Annotated in this window: 19 protein-coding genes; 15 read left to right on the top strand and 4 right to left on the bottom strand. The window is 60.1% G+C overall.

Going from position 1 to position 24578, the window contains the following annotated elements; genetic code table 11:
• Positions 1-97: 97 nt before the first annotated feature.
• The 3 genes from ORL50_RS17340 to ORL50_RS17330 are packed head-to-tail and all read right to left on the bottom strand — an operon-like array spanning position 98 to position 2460.
• Positions 98-472, bottom strand: coding sequence for a DNA polymerase III subunit chi (locus tag ORL50_RS17340; RefSeq protein ID WP_266016714.1), 375 nt, complete (start codon positions 470-472; stop codon positions 98-100).
• 8 nt (positions 473-480) lie between these two features.
• Positions 481-909 (bottom strand): DNA polymerase III subunit chi, encoded by a 429-nt coding sequence (locus ORL50_RS17335; RefSeq protein ID WP_266016712.1) that lies wholly within the window; start codon positions 907-909, stop codon positions 481-483.
• Between the two features lie 60 nt (positions 910-969).
• The gene (locus ORL50_RS17330) at positions 970-2460 is read right to left on the bottom strand and encodes a leucyl aminopeptidase (RefSeq protein WP_266016710.1); all 1491 of its coding nucleotides are present in this window, start codon (positions 2458-2460) and stop codon (positions 970-972) included.
• A gap of 392 nt (positions 2461-2852) precedes the next feature.
• On the opposite strand from ORL50_RS17330, the gene lptF reads away from it, so the two are divergent.
• The 8 genes from lptF (at position 2853) to pdxJ (ending at position 11271) form a co-directional block, all read left to right on the top strand.
• Positions 2853-3971 (top strand): LPS export ABC transporter permease LptF, encoded by a 1119-nt coding sequence (lptF, locus tag ORL50_RS17325; RefSeq protein ID WP_266016708.1) that lies wholly within the window; start codon positions 2853-2855, stop codon positions 3969-3971.
• Positions 3964-5025, top strand: coding sequence for an LPS export ABC transporter permease LptG (gene lptG / locus ORL50_RS17320; RefSeq protein WP_266016707.1), 1062 nt, complete (start codon positions 3964-3966; stop codon positions 5023-5025). Before lptF ends, lptG begins: the two co-directional genes overlap by 8 nt.
• Before the next feature lie 171 nt (positions 5026-5196).
• Entirely contained in the window at positions 5197-6996 is a 1800-nt protein-coding gene (gene lepA / locus ORL50_RS17315; protein WP_247292143.1) for a translation elongation factor 4, read from the top strand.
• Between the two features lie 5 nt (positions 6997-7001).
• Positions 7002-7856 carry a signal peptidase I gene (gene lepB, locus ORL50_RS17310; protein ID WP_266016704.1) on the top strand — a complete coding sequence of 285 codons (855 nt, stop codon included), beginning with the start codon at positions 7002-7004 and terminating at the stop codon, positions 7854-7856.
• Between the two features lie 184 nt (positions 7857-8040).
• Entirely contained in the window at positions 8041-8730 is a 690-nt protein-coding gene (gene rnc / locus ORL50_RS17305) for a ribonuclease III (protein WP_010463056.1), read from the top strand.
• Positions 8723-9625 (top strand): GTPase Era, encoded by a 903-nt coding sequence (era, locus tag ORL50_RS17300; RefSeq protein ID WP_059403406.1) that lies wholly within the window; start codon positions 8723-8725, stop codon positions 9623-9625. The genes rnc and era overlap by 8 nt, the downstream gene beginning before the upstream one ends.
• 166 nt (positions 9626-9791) lie before the next feature.
• Positions 9792-10475 (top strand): DNA repair protein RecO, encoded by a 684-nt coding sequence (recO, locus tag ORL50_RS17295; protein ID WP_266016697.1) that lies wholly within the window; start codon positions 9792-9794, stop codon positions 10473-10475.
• Between the two features lie 49 nt (positions 10476-10524).
• Complete coding sequence (gene pdxJ / locus ORL50_RS17290; protein WP_266016695.1) at positions 10525-11271, top strand: pyridoxine 5'-phosphate synthase; 747 nt, start codon at positions 10525-10527, stop codon at positions 11269-11271.
• Between the two features lie 103 nt (positions 11272-11374).
• Here the strand turns inward: pdxJ and mltF are convergent, their stop codons facing one another.
• Positions 11375-12835, bottom strand: a complete 1461-nt coding sequence (mltF, locus tag ORL50_RS17285) for a membrane-bound lytic murein transglycosylase MltF (protein ID WP_266016693.1) — start codon at positions 12833-12835, stop codon at positions 11375-11377.
• A gap of 274 nt (positions 12836-13109) precedes the next feature.
• Between mltF and purL the strand changes: the two genes are divergently transcribed.
• The 7 genes from purL to ORL50_RS17250 all read left to right on the top strand — a co-directional run bounded on the left by purL (position 13110) and on the right by ORL50_RS17250 (position 24564).
• Positions 13110-17006, top strand: coding sequence for a phosphoribosylformylglycinamidine synthase (gene purL, locus ORL50_RS17280; RefSeq protein WP_266016691.1), 3897 nt, complete (start codon positions 13110-13112; stop codon positions 17004-17006).
• Positions 17007-17011: 5 nt separating this feature from the next.
• A complete protein-coding gene (locus tag ORL50_RS17275) occupies positions 17012-17323 on the top strand; it encodes a YqfO family protein (RefSeq protein WP_266016722.1) in 312 nt (103 codons plus the stop codon).
• Positions 17324-17602: 279 nt separating this feature from the next.
• On the top strand, positions 17603-17890 hold the full coding sequence (locus ORL50_RS17270; RefSeq protein WP_266016689.1) for a HigA family addiction module antitoxin: 288 nt from the start codon (positions 17603-17605) through the stop codon (positions 17888-17890).
• A 143-nt stretch (positions 17891-18033) separates the two neighbouring features.
• Positions 18034-20595 carry a type VI secretion system Vgr family protein gene (locus ORL50_RS17265; RefSeq protein ID WP_266016688.1) on the top strand — a complete coding sequence of 854 codons (2562 nt, stop codon included), beginning with the start codon at positions 18034-18036 and terminating at the stop codon, positions 20593-20595.
• On the top strand, positions 20592-22622 hold the full coding sequence (locus ORL50_RS17260) for a T6SS effector phospholipase Tle3 domain-containing protein (RefSeq protein ID WP_266016685.1): 2031 nt from the start codon (positions 20592-20594) through the stop codon (positions 22620-22622). Before ORL50_RS17265 ends, ORL50_RS17260 begins: the two co-directional genes overlap by 4 nt.
• On the top strand, positions 22619-24298 hold the full coding sequence (locus ORL50_RS17255) for a type VI lipase adapter Tla3 domain-containing protein (protein WP_266016684.1): 1680 nt from the start codon (positions 22619-22621) through the stop codon (positions 24296-24298). The genes ORL50_RS17260 and ORL50_RS17255 overlap by 4 nt, the downstream gene beginning before the upstream one ends.
• Positions 24295-24564, top strand: a complete 270-nt coding sequence (locus tag ORL50_RS17250) for a PAAR domain-containing protein (RefSeq protein ID WP_266016682.1) — start codon at positions 24295-24297, stop codon at positions 24562-24564. The genes ORL50_RS17255 and ORL50_RS17250 overlap by 4 nt, the downstream gene beginning before the upstream one ends.
• Positions 24565-24578 lie beyond the last annotated feature (14 nt).

The following is a 24578-nucleotide window of genomic DNA, read 5'->3' as shown; positions in this document are numbered from 1 at the left end:
TGCCGAAGGCTGCGATCTTTTGATCTTGCAGGCATCGTTGAAAGATCAAGATCAAAAGATCGCAGCCTCCGGCAGCTCCTACACAGGGATGATGCGTTTACTCGTACTGGCTGAGCAACCGTTCCATCCGCGCCGCCAGGCGGCGTTTGATTTCGGTTTCGATGTGCGGCGCAAAGTCGTCGATCACGTCCTGCATGATCAGCATCGCCGCGGCGCGCAGTTCGCCGTCCAGATGCAGCAAGGCGTCCGGACCTTTATCTTCGGCAGGGGCGGCAGGGGCGGCAGGCGGTGGTTCGCTGGCAGCAGGCGGGTTGCCAGCAGCCTCGAACAGCATGGGAATCTGTTCCTGGTCATCTTCTTCGACCGTGTCGGTCAACAACGGTGGTTGCAGGTTGTCATCGCCGAGCAGTTGGCGGATCGACTCGAGGTCGTCCAGCAGGTGCGCGGACTGTTGCTGTTTTGGAGTGTCCATCGGAATACTCAGAGTCGCTGTAAACGGTGGTCTTGCAAAGGATAGCCCTGTTCACGATAGAAACGGAAACTCTCCCGTGCGGCCTGGCGAATCACCGGATCTTCCACCACCACTTCCGCCACACGGGCAAATTTGTTGGCAAAGGCCGGTACTTTCAGGTCGAGATTGACCAGAAGATCCTGATGTTCACCGCAGTCGTCACCCAGACCCAGCGCAATCAGGCTCTGCGGCTCGCTTTCGGCAGGGCCGTGGGGCACGAAACTCTCGCCCTTGAACGCCCACAGGCGCGCGTCGAGATCGTCGCGCTGGCTCGCATCGCTGCAATGCAGGTAGATGCGATGACCCATGCGCCAGGCTTTTTCGGTGAGCTTGCAGGCGAAATCCAGCCGCGCCGACGGATCGGCGCTGGGCAGGATATAAAAATCGACTTTGGTCATGGGGGTTCCTGAGCCAGTGGCGGCGGCGCTCGCAAGCGCCGTCGCCACAGGTCATCGGTTTCAGGCTTTGGCGCGGTCCAGCAGGTACTGGGTCAACAGGGGCACAGGGCGGCCAGTGGCGCCCTTGTCCTTGCCGCCGCTGGTCCAGGCGGTGCCCGCGATATCCAGGTGCGCCCAGTTGAGGTTCTTGGTGAAGCGCGACAGGAAGCAGGCGGCGGTGATGGTGCCGGCTTTCGGGCCGCCGATGTTGGCGATGTCGGCGAACGGGCTGTCCAGCTGTTCCTGATACTCATCGAACAGCGGCAGTTGCCAGGCGCGGTCGTCAGCAGCCTTGCCAGCGCTCAGCAGTTGGCCGATCAGCTCGTCGTTGTTACCCAGCAGACCAGACGTGTGGGAGCCCAGCGCGACGACGCAAGCGCCGGTCAGGGTCGCGATGTCGATCACGGCTTGTGGCTTGAAGCGCTCGGAGTAGGTGAGGGCGTCGCACAGCACCAGACGGCCTTCGGCGTCGGTGTTGAGGATTTCCACGGTCTGGCCGCTCATGGTGGTGACGATGTCGCCTGGGCGCGCAGCGTTGCCGCTTGGCATGTTCTCGGCGCAGGCCAGGATGCACACCAGGTTGATCGGCAGTTTCAGTTCGAGTACGGCGCGCAGGGTGCCGAAGACGCTCGCGGCACCGCCCATGTCGTACTTCATTTCGTCCATGCCGGCGCCCGGCTTGAGGCTGATGCCGCCGGTGTCAAAAGTGATGCCTTTGCCGACCAGGGCGAACGGCTTCTCGGACTTCTTGCCGCCGTTGTATTGCATGACGATCAGGCGCGGAGGCTGGGCGCTGCCCTGACCTACGGCGTAGAACGAGCCCATGCCCAGATCCTTGATCTTCTTCTCATCGAGCACTTCGACTTTCAGGCTCTTGAATTCCTTGCCCAGGCTCTTGGCCTGCTCGCCCAGGAAAGTCGGGTGGCAGATGTTCGGCGGCAGGTTACCCAGATTGCGGGTAAACGCCATGCCGTTGGCGATCGCCGTAGCGTGGGCCACTGCGCGCTCGACTTCAGCCTGGGCGGCCTTGATGGTCACCAGGGTGATTTTCTTCAGGGCACGCGGCTCGGCTTTCTGGCTTTTGAATTGGTCGAACGTATATCCGCCGTCCACCAGGGTTTCCGCCAGCAGGCGGGTCTTGCCGTAGCTGTCACGACCCTTGATGACCACTTCGTCCATGGCCAGCACGGCATCGCTGCCGTTCAGGCCCTTGAGGGTATTGAGGATGCCGGCAATGATTTTGCGGAACGGGCGGTCGCCGAGCTCTTCGTCCTTGCCGATGCCGACCAGCAACACCCGCTCGGCCTTGAGGTTAGGCAGGCTGTGCAGCACCAGGCTCTGGCCAACTTTGCCGGCGAGGTCGCCACGCTTGAGCACTGCGCTGATCGCGCCGCCGCTCAGTGTGTCGAGCTGGCTGGCCACGGCACCCAGCTTGCGGCCTTCGCCGACGGCAACCACCAGCGTGGCGGTCTTCAACGTTTCCGGATTAACGCTCTTTACAACCAGTTCCATGTTGGGGCCCCTGAATCGATGGTCATCAGGCAAGTGTCTGAACTTGCCTATAAATAGAAATACGCAAGGCAGGCTTGCGACAAAGGCCGCAGTTTGAACCTCGCTGGTCGCGCCTGACAACCCTCGGTCTCACGATCTTCATGGTTTCGACGCTCCATGCGGGAGCGGGCTCGCTCGCGATGAACCAGAGACCGACGCGGGCTGTCAGATACCCCGCGTTATCGCTCACGACCATCGCGAGCAGGCTCGCCCCCACACAGAAAACGCGCGCAGTGACAGGCGCATGCAATCACAGGATAATGCGCCATCTTTTTTGGCGGCCCTGCCTTGCGGTCCGCCTGCTATGTTTGCTTGTTTGGCCGCCTTCGCCTGACAACCCTGGAGTGTCTGGTTTGATTGTCTTCCGTTACCTATCCCGCGAAGTCCTGTTGACCTTGAGCGCCGTCAGTGCCGTGCTGCTGGTCATCATCATGAGCGGACGCTTCATCAAATACCTCGCCCAGGCCGCCGCGGGCCTGCTCGATCCTGGCTCCCTGTTCCTGATCATGGGGTTTCGCCTGCCAGGCTTCCTGCAACTGATCCTGCCACTGGGCCTGTTCCTCGGCATTTTGCTGGCCTACGGCCGCCTGTATCTCGAAAGCGAAATGACCGTGCTGTCGGCCACCGGCATGAGCCAGCAACGTCTGTTCGCCATGACCCTGTTTCCGGCGACCCTGGTGGCATTGGTGGTGGCATGGCTGAGCCTGAGCCTGGCGCCACAAGGGGCCAACCAGTTCCAGTTGCTGCTGAACAAGCAAGACGCCCTGACTGAATTCGACACCCTTGAACCGGGCCGCTTCCAGGCCCTGCGTGATGGCACGCGGGTGACCTACACCGAAACGCTGTCGGACGATCGCATCAACCTGGGTGGTGTGTTTATCTCCCAGAAGAACACCAGTACCGACCAGAAGGACCGCGGGATTTCCGTACTGGTGGCCGAGAAAGGCCGCCAGGAAATCCGCCCTGACGGCAACCGCTACCTGATTCTCGACAATGGCTACCGCTATGACGGCAAGCCGGGCCAGGCCGACTATCGGGCGATCAAGTACGACGAGTACGGCGTGCTGCTGCCTAAACCGGATGTCAGCGATGAAGTCACCGACCGTGACGCGATGCCGACCAGCAGCTTGCTCGGCAGCGATGACGTGCGCTCGCGCACCGAGTTGCAATGGCGCATTTCCCTGCCGTTGCTGGTCTTCATCGTCACGCTGATGGCGGTGCCGCTGTCGCGAGTCAACCCGCGCCAGGGGCGTTTCCTCAAGCTGTTGCCAGCGATTCTTCTTTATATGGCCTACCTGACCATCCTGATTGCTGCTCGCGGCGCCCTCGAAAAAGGCAAGATCCCGATGGCCCTGGGCTTGTGGTGGGTGCACGGAATCTTCCTCGCGATTGGCCTGGGCTTGCTCTACTGGGAGCCCATGCGCTTGAAGATGGCGAGTCGCCGCAGCACGCTGGAGGTGGCCCGTGGTTAAGCTCGATCGCTACATTGGTAGCAGCGTATTCATGGCCATCCTGGCGGTACTGGGCATCATCCTCGGGTTGGCGACGCTGTTTGCCTTCATCGACGAGATGGGCGACGCGAGCGACACCTACACCCTGCTGGATGTACTCAGCTACGTGCTGCTGACGGCGCCTCGTCGTCTGTACGACATGTTGCCGATGGCGGCCCTGATCGGCTGCCTGATCGGCCTGGGCAGCCTGGCCAGCAACAGCGAACTGACCATCATGCGTGCCGCCGGCGTATCGATTGGCCGGATCGTCTGGGCGGTCATGAAGCCCATGCTGGTGCTGATGGTCGTTGGTGTGCTGATCGGCGAGTACGTAGCGCCGGCCACCGAAAGCACTGCCCAGGCGAACCGATCGCTGGCCCAGGGCAGCGGCGATGCGCAAAGTGCCCGCCATGGCTTGTGGCATCGTCAGGGTGACGAGTTCATTCACGTCAACTCGGTGCAGCCTAACGGCTTGCTGTACGGCGTGACTCGCTACCACTTCGATAAAGAGCGGCATATGTTGTCGGCCAGCTTCGCCAAGCGTGCGGAGTTCGACAAGGATCACTGGCAACTGAGCGATGTCACCACCACGGTTTTCCATGAAAAGAGTACCGAAGTGGTCACGGCGCCGGTTGAGCGCTGGGAGATTGCCCTCAGCCCGCAGCTTCTGAGCACCGTGGTCATGGCGCCCGAGTCGCTGTCGATCAGCGGTTTGTGGGGTTATATCCACTACCTGGCTGACCAGGGGCTGAATAACGGTCGTTACTGGCTGGCATTTTGGGTCAAGGTGTTGCAGCCACTGGTCACCGCGGCACTGGTGCTGATGGCCATCTCCTTCATCTTTGGTCCGCTGCGCTCGGTAACCTTGGGGCAGCGGGTATTCACCGGGGTGCTGGTGGGTTTCACCTTCCGTATCGTCCAGGATTTGCTGGGGCCATCGAGCCTGGTGTTCGGTTTCTCGCCACTGTTTGCGGTTCTGGTGCCCGCCAGCGTGTGCGCCCTGGCCGGGGTCTGGTTGTTGCGCCGGGCCGGTTGATTGCAGGTAATTGCGCCGCAGTGAAGCCTTTAAAAACGCCCTTGTCGTGAGACCGGGGCGTTTTTGTAAGTGCCGTCCGACCTGCGCAGGTGACGCTTGCGCCGTGGATCAGGTACAATTCCCGGCTATTTTTCGGCGGGCTATGCCTGCAGCCTTTTTGAGTGTTGATCCGTGAGTGATTTGAGTCATATCCGCAATTTCTCCATCATCGCCCACATTGACCATGGCAAGTCGACGCTGGCTGATCGATTCATCCAGATGTGCGGCGGCCTTGCCGAGCGCGAAATGGAAGCCCAGGTGCTGGACTCCATGGACCTGGAGCGTGAACGCGGGATCACCATCAAGGCCCACAGCGTCACTCTGTATTACACCGCTCGCGATGGCATCAAGTACCAGCTGAACTTCATCGACACCCCGGGCCACGTTGACTTCACTTATGAAGTCAGCCGGTCGCTGGCGGCCTGTGAAGGTGCTTTGCTGGTGGTCGACGCCGGTCAGGGCGTAGAGGCGCAGTCGGTTGCCAACTGCTACACCGCTATCGAGCAGGGCCTGGAAGTCATGCCCGTGCTGAACAAGATCGACCTGCCTCAGGCCGATCCGGATCGCGTGAAGGAAGAAATCGAGAAGATCATCGGCATCGATGCCACTGATGCCGTCGAGTGCAGCGCCAAGACCGGCCTGGGCGTCGATGAAGTCCTCGAGCGCCTGGTGCACACCATTCCTGCGCCGACCGGCAACTACGAAGATCCGCTGCAAGCGTTGATCATCGACTCCTGGTTCGACAATTACCTGGGCGTTGTGTCCCTGGTGCGCGTGCGCCACGGCCGTGTGAAGAAGGGCGACAAGATCCTCGTCAAGTCCACCGGCAAGATCCACCTGGTGGACAGCGTCGGTGTATTCAACCCGAAACACACTGCTACCACTGACCTCAAGGCCGGTGAAGTAGGCTTCATCATCGCCGGCATCAAGGACATTCACGGTGCCCCGGTGGGTGACACCCTGACCTTGAGCTCCACGCCGGACGTCGACGTGCTGCCAGGCTTTAAACGCATTCAGCCGCAGGTTTACGCTGGCCTGTTCCCGGTCAGCTCCGACGACTTCGAAGACTTCCGTGAAGCCCTGCAAAAGCTCACGCTCAACGACTCGTCGCTGCAGTACACCCCCGAGAGTTCCGACGCCCTGGGCTTCGGCTTCCGTTGCGGATTTCTCGGCATGCTGCACATGGAAATCATCCAGGAGCGCTTGGAGCGCGAGTATGACCTGGACCTGATCACCACGGCGCCGACGGTAATTTTCGAGCTGCTGCTGAAAACCGGTGAAACGATTTACGTCGATAACCCGTCGAAGCTTCCAGACCTGTCTTCCATCGAAGACATGCGCGAGCCGATCGTGCGGGCCAACATTCTTGTACCGCAAGAGCACCTGGGCAACGTCATTACCCTGTGCATCGAGAAGCGTGGCGTACAGCACGACATGTTGTTCCTCGGCACCCAGGTCCAGGTGACTTACGATCTGCCGATGAACGAAGTGGTCCTGGACTTCTTCGACCGTCTGAAGTCCACCAGCCGCGGCTATGCTTCGCTGGATTACCATTTCGATCGTTATCAGTCAGCTAATCTGGTGAAACTGGATGTGCTGATCAACGGTGACAAGGTCGACGCCCTGGCGCTGATCGTGCACAAGGATAACGCGCACTACAAAGGTCGCCAGTTGACCGAGAAGATGAAAGAACTGATTCCACGTCAGATGTTCGACGTCGCAATCCAGGCCGCCATTGGCGGGCAGATTATTGCGCGGACCTCCGTCAAGGCACTCAGAAAGAACGTATTGGCCAAATGCTACGGCGGTGACGTTAGCCGTAAGAAAAAACTGCTGGAAAAGCAAAAGGCCGGTAAGAAACGCATGAAGCAAGTCGGTAACGTGGAAATTCCACAAGAAGCCTTCCTTGCAGTGCTCAGGTTGGATAGTTAGGTCCTATGTCACTAAATTTCCCGCTGTTGCTGGTCATCGCCGTGTTCGTCTGCGGCCTGTTGGCGTTGCTCGATCTGGTTTTCCTCGCGCCGCGTCGGCGTGCTGCCATTGCCTCCTATCAGGGCAGCGTCAGCCAGCCTGACGGGATGGTGGTGGAAAAACTGAACAAAGAGCCGCTGCTGGTCGAATACGGCAAGTCGTTCTTCCCGGTGTTGTTCATCGTGCTGGTGCTGCGTTCGTTCCTGGTGGAACCGTTCCAGATCCCATCCGGCTCGATGAAGCCAACCCTGGACGTTGGCGATTTCATTCTGGTGAGCAAATTCTCCTACGGAATCCGCTTGCCGGTGATCGACAAGAAGGTCATCGAAATTGGTGACCCGCAACGCGGCGACGTGATGGTGTTCCGTTATCCGAGCGACCCGAACGTCAACTACATCAAGCGTGTAGTGGGCTTGCCGGGCGACCAGATCCGCTATACCGCCGACAAGCGGCTGTTCGTCAATGGCGAGTCGGTCGCCGAGCAGTTGGTCGGTTCCGAGCCGGGCACCCTGGGCAGCGCCGAGCTCTACAAGGAAAAACTCGGCGTCGCCGAGCACCTGATCCGCAAGGAAATGAGCCGCTACCGCGCAACGCCGGACCGTTCGTGGACCGTGCCTGCCGGGCACTACTTCATGATGGGCGACAACCGCGACAACTCCAACGACAGTCGCTACTGGGATGATCCAGCCATTCCCAAAGACCTGCTGGGCATGGTCCCCGACAAGAACATCGTCGGCAAGGCCTTCGCGGTCTGGATGAGCTGGCCGGAACCCAAACTCAGTCACCTGCCGAATTTCTCGCGGGTTGGCCTGATCAAGTAATCACACACGGCGCTGTTGAACACAGCGCCGAATGCATTTCTGGAGCCGCTACAATCGGCTCCAGAGGCATGAAAACAATGATATTCAGGACGTAATTTTTGAACACAGCGTTAATTGTCCCAAGCCTGCGCCGCACCCCGGCGCTGGCGGTGGAATCCAGCCACGAACTCAGCGTGGGTACACCGTGAGCGTTTCCTTAAGCCGTCTAGAGCGTCAGCTCGGCTACACCTTCAAGGACCAGGAACTGATGGTCCTGGCCCTGACTCACCGCAGCTTTGCCGGGCGCAACAACGAGCGCCTGGAATTCCTCGGTGATGCCATCCTCAACTTCGTGGCGGGCGAGGCGCTGTTCGATCGTTTCCCGTTGGCTCGCGAAGGCCAGTTGTCGCGTTTGCGCGCACGCCTGGTGAAAGGTGAGACCCTGGCAGTACTGGCCCGCGGTTTTGACCTGGGTGAGTACCTGCGCCTGGGCTCCGGTGAGTTGAAGAGCGGCGGCTTTCGTCGCGAGTCGATTCTGGCCGATGCCCTTGAAGCGCTCATCGGTGCTATTTACCTGGATGCTGGCATGGACATGGCGCGCGAGCGCGTGCTGGCCTGGCTGGCCGGTGAGTTCGAAGGCCTGACGTTGGTCGATACCAACAAAGATCCAAAAACCCGCCTGCAGGAATTCCTGCAATCGCGTGGGTGTGAGCTGCCGCGTTACGAAGTGGTGGATATCCAGGGTGAGCCGCATTGCCGGACGTTCTTCGTCGAATGTGAAATCACCTTACTGAATGAAAAAAGCCGAGGTCAGGGTGTGAGTCGCCGTATTGCCGAACAGGTAGCGGCCGCCGCAGCACTGATTGCCCTGGGTGTGGAGAATGGCAATGACTGATTCAACCGCAACACGCTGTGGCTATGTTGCCATCGTCGGCCGTCCCAACGTGGGCAAGTCCACGCTGCTGAACCACATTCTCGGGCAGAAGCTCGCGATCACTTCGCGCAAGCCGCAAACCACCCGTCACAACATGCTGGGCATCAAGACCGAAGGCGCCGTGCAGGCGATCTACGTCGACACCCCGGGTATGCACAAGGGTGGCGAGAAAGCCTTGAACCGCTACATGAACAAGACTGCTTCGGCTGCGTTGAAAGACGTCGACGTGGTGATCTTCGTGGTCGACCGCACCAAGTGGACCGATGAAGACCAGATGGTTCTGGAGCGCGTGCAGTACGTCACCGGCCCGCTGATCGTGGCGCTGAACAAGACTGATCGCATCGAAGACAAAGCCGAGCTGATGCCGCACCTGAGCTGGTTGCAGGAGCAGCTGCCGAACGCGCAGATCATGCCGATCTCGGCCCAGCACGGGCACAACCTCGAAGCGCTGGAGCGGGTGATTGCCGGTTACCTGCCGGAAAACGATCACTTCTTTCCGGAAGACCAGATCACCGACCGCAGCAGCCGCTTCCTCGCCGCCGAACTGGTACGCGAAAAGATCATGCGCCAGATGGGTGCAGAGCTGCCGTACCAGATCACCGTCGAAATCGAAGAGTTCAAGCAGCAGGGCAAGACCCTGCACATCCATGCCTTGATCCTCGTCGAGCGTGACGGCCAGAAGAAAATCATCATTGGCGACAAGGGCGAGCGCATCAAGCGTATCGGCACCGAGGCGCGCAAGGACATGGAGCTGCTGTTCGACTCCAAGATCATGCTCAATCTCTGGGTGAAAGTGAAAGGTGGCTGGTCCGATGACGAGCGCGCGCTGCGTTCGCTGGGTTACGGCGACCTCTAACCCGGTTCCAGATACATCGGTGGACCCCTGTGGGAGCGGGCTTGCTCGCGAATAGGATGTAACATTCAGCCTTGATGTTGACTGTTACACCACTTTCGCGAGCAAGCCCGCTCCCACATTTGGTTTTGGGTCGTTTGTAAAACAGCGTTCCGTCATTGAGTACTTCATGTCCCAGCCCATCCTCCAACCCGCCTTCGTGCTCCACTCCCGCGCCTACCGCGAAAGCAGCGCGTTGGTGGACTTCCTCACGCCGCAAGGTCGGCTACGGGCAGTGTTGCGCAGTGCGCGGGGCAAGGCTGGGACCTTGGCCAGGCCGTTTGTGCCGCTGGAAGTTGAGTTTCGCGGGCGGGGCGAGCTGAAGAACGTCGGACGCATGGAAGCTTCGGGGGTTTCCACCTGGCTCAACGGCGAGGCGCTGTTCAGTGGCCTCTACCTCAATGAATTGCTGATTCGCCTGCTTCCCGCCGAAGACCCCTTGCCTGGAGTGTTCGATCACTACGCAGCAACCTTGCTGGCGCTGGCCGAAGGTCGTCCGCTGGAGCCATTGCTGCGCTCCTTCGAGTGGCGCTTGCTGGATGATCTGGGCTACGGCTTTGCGCTGAACAGCGATATCCACGGCGAGCCGGTGGCGGCCGACGGGCTCTACCGCCTGCAGGTGGACGCGGGGCTGGAGCGGGTCTATCTACTGCAGCCTGGCCTGTTCAACGGGACCGAACTGCTGGCCATGGCCGACGCCGACTGGTCGGCACCTGGAGCGCTGTCCGCCGCCAAGCGCCTGATGCGCCAGGCATTGGCGGTTCATTTGGGCGGTCGGCCCCTGGTCAGTCGCGAGCTATTTCGCAAGCCCTGATCACCCCGTATGCTGTGCACCGAACTTTTCCCTCTTCAGGAGCGCTTCCGTGACCACCAGCAATCGCATTCTTCTCGGCGTGAACATCGACCACGTAGCCACCCTGCGCCAGGCTCGGGGCACGCGTTATCCGGATCCGGTCAAGGCCGCACTGGACGCGGAAGAGGCAGGCGCTGACGGCATCACCGTGCACCTGCGTGAAGACCGTCGCCACATCCAGGAGCGCGACGTGCTGCTGCTCAAGGATGTGCTGCAGACCCGCATGAACTTCGAGATGGGTGTGACCGAAGAGATGATGGTGTTCGCCGAGCGCATTCGCCCTGCGCATATTTGCCTGGTGCCGGAAACCCGCCAGGAACTGACCACCGAGGGCGGCCTGGATGTGGCGGGGCAGGAGGCACGGATCAAGGCTGCGGTGGAGCGCCTGGCGAAAATCGGCTGCGAAGTGTCATTGTTCATCGATGCAGACGAGCGCCAGATTGAGGCCTCCCGTCGAGTGGGAGCGCCGGCGATCGAGCTGCACACGGGGCGTTATGCCGATGCAGAAACTCCCGCCGACGTGGCGGAAGAGCTCAAGCGGGTAGCCGATGGTGTGGCGTTTGGCCTGGCCCAGGGGCTGATCGTCAATGCCGGCCACGGTCTGCACTACCACAACGTGGAGGCGGTGGCGGCGATCAAGGGCATCAATGAACTGAACATCGGCCATGCGCTGGTGGCGCATGCGTTGTTTGTGGGGTTCAAGTCGGCTGTCTCCGAGATGAAGGCGCTGATTCTGGCTGCTGCGTTGAAGGGCTGAAACCGAGGCGCTGCCATCGCGGGCAAGCCTTGCTCCCACAGGTAGACACTGACTTGTGGGAGCAAGGCTTGCCCGCGATGGCGTCTTTAAAGGGGGCAGAAACCTAAAGCTGCGGGGTTTCCTGGTTCGGCTTGGACTTGTCGATCCCCGGCACATGCAGATTGCCTTCAGCCACCTGGTCGCCTTCAAGCTGCGGCTGGGTCACCCAGGTCAGGATGTCATAGTAGCGGCGGATGTTGGCGACAAAATGCACCGGTTCACCGCCTCGCGCATAACCATAGCGGGTCTTGCTGTACCACTGTTTCTGCGACAGGCGCGGCAGGATCTTCTTCACATCCAGCCACTTGTTCGGGTTCAGCCCTTCCTTGGCGGTCAGTTTGCGCGCGTCATCCAGGTGACCGCTGCCGACGTTATAGGCCGCAAGGGCAAACCAGGTGCGGTCGGGCTCCTTGATCGAATCGTCCAACTGATCCTTCATATAGGCCAGGTACTTGGCGCCGCCCATGATGCTTTGCTTGGGGTCCAGGCGATTGGAGACGCCCATCGCCTGCGCAGTGTTCTGCGTCAGCATCATCAGGCCACGCACGCCGGTCTTGGACGTCACGGCTGCTTGCCAGAGGGATTCCTGGTAACCCACTGCCGCCAGCAGGCGCCAGTCGACCTTTTCTTTCTTGGCGTAATTCTTGAAGTGCTGTTCGTACTTGGGCAGGCGTTGCTGCAGATGCTGGGCGAAGGTGGTGGCGCCCATGTAGCCGAGCACATCGACGTGGCCGTAGTAGCGGTCCTTCAATCGCTGCAGGGTGCCGTTCTTCTTGACCTTGTCGAGGTAGTCGTTGATCTCGTTGAGCAGGCTGTTGTCTTCGCCTGCCGCCACGGCCCAGCTCTGGTTGCTGGCATCACCGAGGTCAAAGGCAACCCGCACGTTGGGAAAGTAGACCTGGTTCATCGCCACTTCGTTTGAGTCGACCAGGGTCAGGTCGATCTGGCCTTCGTCGACCATGCGCAACAGGTCTACGACTTCAACCGCGTCGGACTCTTCGTACTCGATGCGCGGAAATTTCTTTTTCAGCTCTGCCAGCTGCTCGGCATGGGTGCTGCCCTTGAGCACCATGATTTTCTTGCCAACCAGGTCTCCCGCGTCGGTCGGCCGTGACTGGCCATTGCGATAGATGACTTGCGGGGTGACTTCCAGGTAGGAGTGGGAAAACCGTACCTGCGTTTTGCGTTGCTCGCTGCTGACCAGTCCGGCAGCAGCCAGCACAGGGCCGTTGGGCTTGCCCACCTGATTGAAAAGGTCGTCCAGGTTGTCGGCGGTCTCGATTTTCAGCTCGACCCCCAGATCGTCGGCGAAACGCTTCACCAGCTCATATTCAAAGCCGGTTTCACCGCTGCGATCCTGAAAGTAGGTGGCGGGGCTGTTTCGGGTAACCACCCGCAGCACGCCATCCTCCTTTACTCGCTCGAGTGTGTTGGGTTTATCAACACAACCACCGAGCATCAGGAAGAGTCCGGTTGCGATCAGCCATTTGGCGTACCGCGGACGCAAAGCCGTTGGGGAAAACATCTGCGCAGTATACGCAAAGGACCACGAGCGCCATATCTCGACAGCACAGGGCCAGTCTGCTAGAGCAGTAAAAATCCCCACAAAACCCGCAGGAACGGGCCTTTACGACACTTCTCGATGGAAAAAATATCCGCCGCAGGCCTCCCGTTCCTGCCCCGAATCCCCGGCCCGACGTTCGGGTACGCCCGTGCATACCGTTTCGGGTGCTGTCGCGGGCGGTTTAGGCTAGAATGCACGGCCTCAAAGCACACCCCTTCCCGAGGCTGTCCCGAAGATGTTGATCCTGCGCGGCGCTCCTGCCCTTTCTGCCTTTCGCCACAGCAAACTCCTTGAGCAACTGAGCCAGAAAGTTCCGGCTGTCAGTGGCTTGTATGCTGAATTCGCTCACTTCGCCGAAGTTACCGGCGTCCTGACCGGCGACGAACAGCAGGTGCTCGCGCGCCTTCTGAAGTACGGCCCAAGTGTTCCAGTCCAGGAGCCGACCGGTCGTCTGTTCCTGGTGTTGCCGCGTTTCGGCACCATCTCGCCATGGTCCAGCAAAGCCAGCGACATCGCTCGCAACTGCGGCCTGGGCAAGATCCAGCGTCTTGAACGCGGTATCGCCTTCTATGTCGCCGGCCAGTTCAGCGAAGCCGAAGCGCAGCTGATCTCGGACGCCTTGCACGACCGCATGACCCAGATCGTGCTGGCGAACCTGGAGCAGGCCGCAGGTCTGTTCAGCCACGCTGAACCCAAGCCCCTGACCGCGATCGACGTGTTGGGTGGCGGCCGCGCCGCGCTGGAAAAAGCCAACACCGAGCTGGGCCTGGCCCTGGCTGAAGACGAGATCGACTACCTGGTCAACGCCTTCGTCGGCTTGAAGCGCAACCCGCACGACATCGAACTGATGATGTTCGCCCAGGCCAACTCCGAGCACTGCCGCCACAAGATCTTCAACGCCAGCTGGGACATCGACGGTCAGAGCCAGGAAAAAAGCCTGTTCGGCATGATCAAGAACACCTACCAGATGCACAGCGAAGGCGTTCTGTCCGCTTATAAGGACAACGCTTCGGTGATCGTCGGTAACGTCGCCGGCCGTTTCTTCCCGGACCCTGAAACCCGCCAGTACGGCGCGGTGCAGGAACCGGTGCACATCCTGATGAAGGTCGAGACCCACAACCACCCGACCGCGATTGCCCCGTTCCCGGGTGCATCCACCGGTTCCGGTGGCGAGATTCGCGACGAAGGCGCAACCGGTCGTGGCGCCAAGCCAAAGGCTGGCCTGACCGGTTTCACCGTATCGAACCTGCAGATCCCGGGCTTCGAACAGCCGTGGGAAGTGCCGTACGGCAAACCTGAGCGCATCGTTACCGCGCTGGACATCATGATCGAAGGCCCACTGGGTGGCGCCGCGTTCAACAACGAATTTGGTCGTCCAGCCCTGACCGGTTACTTCCGTACCTTCGAACAGTCGATCACCACCCCACGTGGCGACGAAGTTCGCGGTTACCACAAACCGATCATGCTGGCCGGCGGCATGGGTAACATCCGTGCCGAACACGTACAGAAAGGCGAGATCACCGTCGGCTCCAAGCTGATCGTGCTCGGCGGCCCGGCAATGCTGATCGGCCTGGGCGGCGGCGCTGCTTCCTCCATGGCCACCGGCACCAGCTCGGCCGACCTGGACTTCGCTTCGGTACAACGCGAAAACCCGGAAATGGAACGCCGCTGCCAGGAAGTCATCGACCGTTGCTGGCAACTGGGCGACAAAAACCCGATCAGCTTCATCCACGACGTCGGCGCGGGCGGCCTGTCCAACGCCTTCCCGGAACTGGTCAACGATGGCAACCGCGGTGGCCGCTTCGAACTGCGCAACATTCCAAACGACGAGCCGGGCATGGCCCCGCACGAAATCTGGAGTAACGAATCCCAGGAACGCTACGTTCTGGCGGTCGGCCCGGCGGACTTTGAACGCTTCCAGGCGATCTGCGAACGTGAGCGTTGCCCGTTCGCCGTGGTTGGCGAAGCCACTGCCGAGCCGCAGCTGACCGTTACCGACAGCCACTTCGGCAACAGCCCTGTGGACATGCCGCTGGAAGTGCTGCTGGGCAAAGCCCCGCGCATGCACCGTTCGGCCGTTCGCGAGAACGAACTGGGCGACGACTTCGATCCGTCGACCCTGGAGATTGCCGACTGCGTCGAGCGCGTTCTGCATCACCCGGCCGTCGCCAGCAAAAGCTTCCTGATCACCATCGGCGACCGTACCATCACCGGCCTCGTGGCCCGTGACCAGATGGTTGGCCCGTGGCAGGTTCCGGTGGCCGACGTTGCCGTCACCGCCACCAGCTTCGACGTCTACACCGGTGAAGCCATGGCCATGGGCGAGCGTACTCCGCTGGCTCTGCTGGACGCTCCGGCGTCGGGCCGCATGGCTATCGGCGAAACCCTGACCAACATCGCCGCTTCGCGCATCAACAAGATCTCCGACATCAAGCTGTCGGCGAACTGGATGTCCGCTGCCGGTCACCCGGGTGAAGACGCACGTCTGTACGACACCGTGAAAGCGGTCGGCATGGAACTGTGTCCGGACCTGGGCATCACCATTCCGGTGGGCAAGGACTCGATGTCCATGGCCACTCGCTGGAACGACGAAGGCGTCGACAAGACTGTCACTTCGCCGATGTCGCTGATCGTGACCGGTTTCGCGCCAGTGGCTGACATCCGTCAGACACTGACCCCGGAACTGCGCATGGACAAGGGCACTACCGACCTGATCCTGATCGACTTGGGCCGTGGCCAGAACCGCATGGGCGCCTCGATCCTGGCCCAGGTTCACGGCAAGCTCGGTTCGCAAGCGCCGGACGTCGATGATGCCGAAGACCTGAAAGCCTTCTTTGCGGTGATCCAGGGCCTCAATGCCGATGGTCACCTGCTGGCTTACCACGACCGTTCCGACGGTGGTCTGCTGACCAGCGTGGTGGAAATGGCCTTCGCCGGCCACTGCGGCCTGAGCCTGAACCTCGACGGCCTGGCAGAAACTTCCGCCGACATCGCCGCGATCCTGTTCAACGAAGAACTGGGCGCGGTGATCCAGGTGCGCCAGGACGCCACTCCGGACATCCTCGCGCAGTTCAGCGCTGCCGGCTTGGGCGAGTGCGTGTCGGTGATCGGTCAGCCGATGAACAACGGCCAGATCAACATCACCTTCAACGGCGAAACCGTGTTCGAAGGTCAGCGTCGTCTGCTGCAACGGCAGTGGGCCGAGACCAGCTACCAGATCCAGCGCCTGCGTGATAACGCCGACTGCGCCGAACAAGAGTTCGACGTGCTGCTGGAAGAAGACAACCCGGGCCTGAGCGTCAAGCTGAGCTTCGACGTCAACCAGGACGTCGCCGCGCCTTACATCAAGAAAAACATCCGCCCACAGGTTGCCGTACTGCGTGAGCAGGGCGTCAACGGCCAGGTGGAAATGGCTGCTGCTTTCGACCGTGCCGGTTTCAACGCGATTGACGTGCACATGAGCGACATTCTGGCCGGCCGTGTCGACCTGAACGAGTTCAAAGGTCTGGTCGCTTGCGGCGGTTTCTCCTACGGCGACGTTCTTGGTGCCGGCGAAGGTTGGGCCAAGTCCGCGCTGTTCAACAGCCGTGCTCGCGATGCATTCCAAGGGTTCTTTGAGCGTAACGACAGCTTCACCCTCGGCGTGTGCAACGGTTGTCAGATGATGTCCAACCTGCACGAGCTGATCCCGGGCAGCGAGTTCTGGCCGCACTTCGTGCGTAACCGCTCCGAGCAGTTCGAAGCGCGCGTGGCGATGGTTCAGGTCCAGGAGTCGAACTCGATCTTCCTGCAGGGCATGGCCGGTTCGCGCATGCCGATCGCCATCGCCCACGGTGAAGGCCATGCCGAGTTCGCCAGTGAAGAGGCGTTGCTGGAAGCTGATCTGTCGGGCTGCGTAGCGATGCGTTTCGTCGACAACCACGGCAAGGTCACCGAGAAGTATCCAGCCAACCCGAACGGTTCGCCGCGCGGTATCACCGGGCTGACCAGTCGTGACGGTCGCGTGACCATCATGATGCCGCACCCGGAGCGGGTATTCCGCGCCGTGCAGAACTCGTGGCGGTCGGAAGACTGGAACGAAGACGCACCGTGGATGCGCATGTTCCGCAACGCTCGCGTGTGGGTGAACTAAGCCTGATGCTCAAGCTCGCCTTTTTCGTTCCGGCCAGTCACGTCGATGGGGTCAAGAGTGCGGTGTTCGCTGCCGGTGGCGGTCGAATAGGCGCCTATGACCACTGTTCGTGGCAAGTCCTCGGCCAGGGCCAGTTCCGCCCGCTGGACGGCAGTCAGCCGTTCATTGGCGAAGTTGGCCAGGTCGAGCAGGTCGAGGAATGGAAGGTCGAGCTGGTCGTGGCGGATGAGCTGATCGTGGCCGTGGTGGCCGCGCTGAAACTCAGTCACCCGTATGAGACACCTGCATACGAGGTGTGGCGGCTGGAGGATTATTGATCTCTGTCTGCTAAGACAAAAAACCCGCTGGGCCAGTTTGGTCGGCGGGTTTTTTGTTGCCTGTGATCTCGCGACTGACGTGTGCTTAGGAGGGGTCCTACAGGTTTTTAGGGTTGTCGCTCGGAACCCGTGTCTCTAGTTTCTTTGGTTTGACTACCTAAGAGAGTGACGCCATGAATCTCGAACAAAAATCCTTCACTCCGCCATTGCAGTGCGTGATGTATTACGTCGCGCCCGTCCCATGATCGTTAGCGACTACCACTGAGCAGAGGCACCTGAATGGGTATGCACAATCCTCCTCATCCTGGGGAAATTTTGCTTGAGGACGTGGTTCCCGGCTTGGGAATCACCATCACTGAAATGGCTCGACGGCTCGGGTATGCCCGGGAAACGTTTTCCAGAATACTGCACGGTCATGCGCCGATCAGCCCCGATCTGGCTGTGCGCTTGGAACGTGCCGGTATCAGCAAGGCTCACACCTGGCTATCGATGCAGACCAGCTACGACTTATGGCAGGCCGAACATCGCGAGCAGCCTCAGATCGAGCGTTTTGCTCGCATCGATTGAGTATTAGCATTAATTCCATTTCTCTACTGTAAAAAAGGAAGCGTCCTACATACATCCTGTTTCGCCTGGCGTCTTAATTTGCGTGCTTGTGTTTCCAAGCAAATACAACAAATCAAGCACCCAAAGCCCAGGCCGCAGGAAACTTGCTAATGGAACTTACAACAATATTTTCGCCGCAGAATCGCCGTCTGATCAAATTCACATCGGCTACTGACGGCGCGCAAGAGTTACTGTTGGAGCGTTATTCGGGCAATGAGGGGTTGTCCACGTTGTTCAGCTTTGAACTGGCGCTGATCAGTCAGGATGCGCATCTTCAGCTCAAGGCCCTCATCGGCCAGCCGGCTTTGGTGGACATTGAGCTGGCCAGCGGTGGATCTCGCTACATTCACGGCTGCATCAGTCGTTTCAGCCTGCAACGCAGTGACGGCGGGCTCGCGCATTACTCAGCAACACTAAGTCCCTGGTTGTGGATGCTCTCGCGACGTTTTGATTCGCGGATATTTCAAGAGCAGACGATAGAAGACGTCATGCGCCAGGTTTTTGCGGCTTATGGCGCGCTGCCCAACTTTGTGTTTCGCCTGCAGCACCCGCTCGAGCCCCACAGCTACATCACTCAATATCGCGAGAGTGACCTCGATTTCGTCTTGCGCCTGATGGAGCGCGAGGGGTGGTTTTTTTACTTCGATCACTCGCAGAGCGGGCATCAGCTGGTCATCACCGACCATTCCCGGGACCTGACGCCGCTCGCGCAGCAACCGCAGATCCGTTACCACAGTGCTTCCGTCACCGAGACTGCCGACTCGATTACTCAATGGAGCAGTAACCGAGTCCTGCAATCGGGCGGCATGACCCTCCAGACTTTTGACTATCGGCAGCCGCGCAATCCACTCCAGGTCAGCATGCCAAGCCTGAATGAACAGGGTGAGGTCCCAGCTTACGAAATCTACGATTTTCCCGGTCATTACAGTCACTCACTGCCCGAGGGTGGCGAGGCGTTGATTCGGCATCGACTTGAAGCCCTGGAAGTGCAAGCCAAGACGTTTCAGGGTGCCAGCAACTGTCGGGCGATGCTGCCCGGGCAAACCTTTGAACTGAACGGGCATTTTGCTCATGACCGTGATAGCCCAACCGATCGACAGTTCCTGTTGCTGGCAATCGAACACAGTGGCAGCAACAATTACTTGTCGCAGGAACCGGCGCAGTACCGCAACCACTTCGTCTGCATCCGCCACAAGATCGCCTATCGCGCGCCGATCACCATTCCTCGCCCGACCATTGCCGGCCCGCTCACCGCCATCGTGACCGGTCCCGAAGGAGAAGAGGTTTTCACTGATGAGCAGGCACGAGTGCAGGTGCGCTTCCATTGGCAACGCCGCCAGGACCCCGTGCAATGCACCACGTGGCTACGGGTCGCCATGCCCAGTGCCGGTCGCGGGTTTGGCCATCAGTTTTTACCGCGCATCGGCCAGGAAGTGCTGGTGACCTTTTTGGGCGGTGACATTGATCGCCCGCTGGTTACCTCCGTGCTGTACAACGCCGATCATTGCCCCCCGCACTTCAGTAACGCGGCAGGTTTACCGGGTAATCGGACGTTGTCGGGGATACGGAGCCGGGAACACCAGGGTAACGGCTTCAATGAGCTGCTGTTTGACGACAGCCCCGGTGCGTTGCGCGTGCGCATGAGCACGACCCACCACGCCACCGCGCTGAACCTCGGCAGACTCACCACTCCCAGAACCGATGGGCGGGCCCAGGCCCGTGGCAATGGGGCCGAGCTGCGTACCGACGCCGCCATTGCCCTGCGAGCGGCACAGGGCATGTTGTTGACTACCTACGCGCGCCACGATGCCCGGGGCGCGCAGCTGGACCGCGAAGAACTGTTGAAGCTGCTGGCCGAGTGTGGTGAGTTGTTCCAGTCGCTGGGCCAGACCGCCGCCGCCCGTGGCAGCCGGCAGATTGATAGCCAGGGCATCGAAGCATTACGTCAGTCGATGGCTAAATGGCCTGCACCCGACAGCGCCAGCGCGGGCGATCCCGTGTTGGCCGTGGCAGCCAAAGCGGGCATCACCAGCGCCACCCCTCGTTCACAAGTGCACTACGCCGGCGAAAATCACGACACCACAGCCCAGGATCACCTGCAGTTGACCAGCGGCGCGACCATGCACCTCAACGCGGGAAAAGGCATCAGCGCTTTTGCCCAGGAAGGCGGTATCAGCGCCATCGCCAACCGCGGCAAGGTGCTCGTCCAAGCCCAGGAAGATGACATCGCGCTCAATGCACAAAAGAACCTGCAGTTGTCGGCCACTGAAGGCGAAGTGGTGATTACTGCGTCGACTATCCGCCTGGTGGCCGATGACGGCAGCTACATCAAGATCGGTGGCGGCATCGAGATGGGTACGCAGGACAAAGTCCTGGTGCACGCCAGTGACCACGACTGGCTCGGCGCGAAAACCGACAGCGTTGCCATCCCGTCCTTCAGCCGCGATCCGGCAGCGCAACGCCTGGCGTTTCACTACCCAGGCCACACCGCCGACCGCCCGAGAATGGCGGCAGACCACGGGTACCAGATCGAGGTGGGGGATGGCAGCGTGGTGCAAGGCCTGACGGATGCGCTGGGTTTGACCGAGCGGGTCGAGCGGGAGGTGATGCATCGCGCACAGGTGAAGGCCACCCGCAAAGCCGGAACTGCAGGAGACGGCAAATGACCGACTCAAGTGTTCATACCGTAGCGCGGGCGGCGACCCGGTTGATTCCCAACTGCACGACCGAGCGCAAGCTGGAAGTACCTGGGGATTTGCCTGGGGTGGTGATTTTCCTGCACGGAGTCAACGATCCTGGAGGGGCATACGAGTCGGTAGAGACGGGTTTGTGTCAGGGGCTGAACGAGCGGCTGGATCGACCGGATCTCAGGGCAGGGCGGTACGGGGCTGATTACAGTAAGGCGCAAGCCTTGCCGCGCGAGCAGCTCGAAGATGAGCACATGACCGTGCTGGATGATCCAGATACCTACCTTTACCAGCGCGACACGACAAACCCCGGAACGCGTAGCTTGATGATCCCGTTTTATTGGGGATACCGCGCCGAGCCAGCGGAAATCCAGCGGGACGAAAGGGGTGATCCGGCCAGGCTGCGCAATCAGTTCCAGGACAAATTTCATAACCGCCTGGACCGTCACTTTGCCAAGGGCGGTGGTTTTTTCGCCAATGCCACCAACAATTTGCAGGAGATGTACGCGGCTGGATTCGCCGCCAAGGTGCGCTACGTGGCTCAACTGGGATTGCCCAACTCGCTGTACATGGGCAAGGGGCCGCATCGGCGATATTTTGTTTTGGCGGCCACCCGCCTGGCGATGCTGGTCAGTGAAATCCGCCGCGTGTCTCCCGATGAAACCGTCACCATCATGGGGCACAGCCAGGGCACGCTGATCACCCTGCTGGCGCAAGCGATGCTGGCTGATCGGGGAAAGCGCTGCGCTGACTGCGTCATCATGGTGGACTCGCCTTATTCAGTGTTGCCAGGCACGACGCCAAAGCACTCGAATACGCTGCAAGTCCTGATTGATATCGTGCAACAGATCACTCATGCACCGCATCCTCAGCCCTCACTTGCTGCCGTGCGCTGTGGTGTGCCGGGATACGGGGGGCGCTCCGGTCCGCGTTGGTCACCTGAGCAAGGCCGGCGTTTAAGTGGGGACAGTAAAACCGTGGTATTCCCCGAGCGCGACAATCGCGGCAAGGTCTATCTGTACTTCTGCCCCGACGACACCACCGTGGCGCTGGATAATGTGCAAGGCATTGGCACCTACGGCGTGCCTGACAAGTTGCCCAATGGCGCGCCAGCCATGAATGTTTTGCAGTCGATGGGTTTTTACCAGCGCCTGTGGACCAAGCGCCTGCGCGATGGCCAACCGGTTCTGGTGGGCAAGGCGGCGCAACAGGAATACCTGCGAGCCAAGGGGGAGCCGCGTTATCCCGGCGGATGGTCGGCCACCGCGATCGTTACGCGGGCTCCGATCCAGGAAGGCCAGCAGCGCAACATCAACGCCGAACAACTGCACCCCCCTCACGCGCCGCAGATGTTCGGTGGCGAAGCGCTGAGCGGATCCGCGCAAAAGTCCGGGATGGACCGCCCCGATGCCGTGTCGAAAAACACCGCGTTGGCTAATCCCAGCGCCGCCTTCAAATGGAAATTCGTGCAAACCCTCCAGGACCGGCTCGATGTGCAAGTCGTGCGCGAGCGCTGGAACAAGGGCAAAGAGCCGGACGACCAGACCCAGGCTTTCCGCCGAAGCGCGGTGTCCGGGATTGAGCTGCTCGGTACCCCGGATCACTACCGCTACGAGCGTGAGGAAACCCCCAACGAGATCCGTGCGCGCATGGAAGTCGACACCGGGGAATGGAGTGAAAACAGTTATCACTCGGCGGTGCTGCGCAGCCCGGAGAATCATCGCTGGGTGACGGCGATGGATGTCGCGATCGGGCAGGCGAAGTGTCTGGATGATCCTGATATGCGCGAAGTGTTGGTGGCGATTGCGGATTGGAAGTTGGATGAAGTTCGATTCGATCAGGTCAGTGGTTCACGGGGTTGGTCCCGCTTGAGCCCAGAGGCGCAGTCGTTGGTAAACGCCAGTTACCGTTACTACGACAAGGGAGTATTTCCCTCGGATGAATGTGTGTCGATGACACCCCCGGCGTTTGTCCAGCCCCCGGTAAGACAAGGAGACGCGAAATGAGGGCTCGCCAACAAGCGCGATCTTCGCGACCTCAGCTGAAGGGTTATTTGTGGGGGACAGTCATCCTCATCGCAATCTGGATGGGGGTGTTAGTTTACAAAATTAATGCGAGCCCAATTGAAGATCTGAAGTCACAGGAGGTGCGTGAACTTCTGCGCTGGGGCATCGCAGGTGTCATCGGTGTGTTGGTGTTGGTCTACAGCGGTCATTGGTTTGGCAAAGTCGTCGCTGATGAAAAGGAAGAACTTGCAACGTACCGATCTGCAGCCATGGCTGGACGACTCGAGCAAATCGCTACCAACGAGCGTACTTATTCACTGGAAATACGAGGAGTGGGGCTTGCCGTAAAAGGCTGGTATCAATCATCGGTGTGGCGAGAAATAGAGAAAAAATCCGACAATTTTTCCTCGATTTATTCGCAGTCTCCCGAAGACTACAGTGCCTCGGTAACCTCCAGAACCAACGCCAGCCGGCTGGCCGTCCGAGCTGCCTTTACGCACTCTGCTGGCGACTCGGTGGCCTATTGGCCGATCCCGGTATTTGCACTTGGGCCACCGGATCCTTTCGACACGGGTTTCAAAGCCGCAGGTTTGATCAATTCTGGTCGAAATGCTGCCACCTTGGGCGTTACGCAGTTTCTCTGGCAGGACGACGAAAACACCCCTCACGCACAAGCGATGATCGAGCGCCTCTTCGGATTTTTTGACGATAACCCACAGGTTCCACAGGCACTGCTGGTGAGTAGGGATGGGGATGTTCCTCGTGACATCTATCGACAGCCAGGTACCCCTGGTTTACAGAATGTTCAGGTTGTACCAAAGGTGTTCGAAAGCGTCGCAGGTATTCTGGTCTCGCGTTCGAATCGGATAGATCGATTCGTCCGACCCTTCGCGACACAGGACTCGGAAGACAATCTGAACAAGCAGACTGACTTCGGTAAGTGTTGGGCGTTTTACTGGGATCGTGATCGAGCGTTCATCGATTGGTATGAAAATGAACAGCGGGCAAAAGGGGTGAAAAGACCGAGGGCTCCAAGCACCATGTCCTCGGCGTACTGGCATTCCCAGCTCCCCGATCTCTGGAAAACCCTCAGCAACCACGGCCCTGGCTACTTCGAGCCTTCCCCGTGGTTGCCAGTGCGCTGGGCCGATCATCAAGTCAAAGAGTTCGACAAGGCTCCGATCCTTGGTTATCTGCACCGCCCGATCAAAGTGTCCATGCGTGACGAAACCGCCAAGTTGCTCAAGCCGGCGCTTCAGGCCAAGGCTCTCCAGGCAGGCTGGCAGCAGGCCTTGGAGACCCTGCCCGAAGGCGAAAAACCCATACGGGTTTTCTACGACAGCACCGACAACTCCCAAGGCGAAATCGCGCTGACCAACGCGCTCCACGGCCTCAACACCGACGGGCATGGCGTCGAATTAAGCAACGTCGCAGAGGGCTACGATATCGGCCGGCGCCTGGGCAACACTGGCGTCAGCAGCGCCCTGGTCGAAATCAACCTCGCCACCATTGCCAGCTACAAAGCTGGCGGCGTCAGTGCGGTGGTTTGCGCGGGCGATGACGACAGCGTCACCGTACAAATGGTCCGCCCACCGGACGCCGCCCGCAAAGCGAAAAACCAGCAAACCCACGGCGTCGATCCCTTCGTCTTCCGCATGCCGGGGCCAAGACCATGACTCATCCCATCTGCCTCGGCGACTCGACCAGCAGCGGCGGGGTGGTCGTGTCCTGCCAGCTTTCGGACACTCATCGGCTCAATGGCAAGACACCCGCAGTGTTAGGAGACAAGGCAACCTGCCCATTACACCAGGGGGTGTTCGCTTTCATTGAAGGGCATCCGCGCAGGCGCATGAATGGCATTCCCGTGGTGCTGCAAGGTCATCGCCTGGCCTGCGGTTGTCACGGTCTGGCATCGACTGCGTTGAACGTGCACGTGATGTGAAACGGGCCATCATT

Source organism: Pseudomonas sp. RIT-562, assembly GCF_026241895.1.
In the GTDB taxonomy this organism is placed as follows: domain Bacteria; phylum Pseudomonadota; class Gammaproteobacteria; order Pseudomonadales; family Pseudomonadaceae; genus Aquipseudomonas; species Aquipseudomonas mandelii_F.
This window is presented reverse-complemented; position numbering and strand designations above follow the sequence as displayed.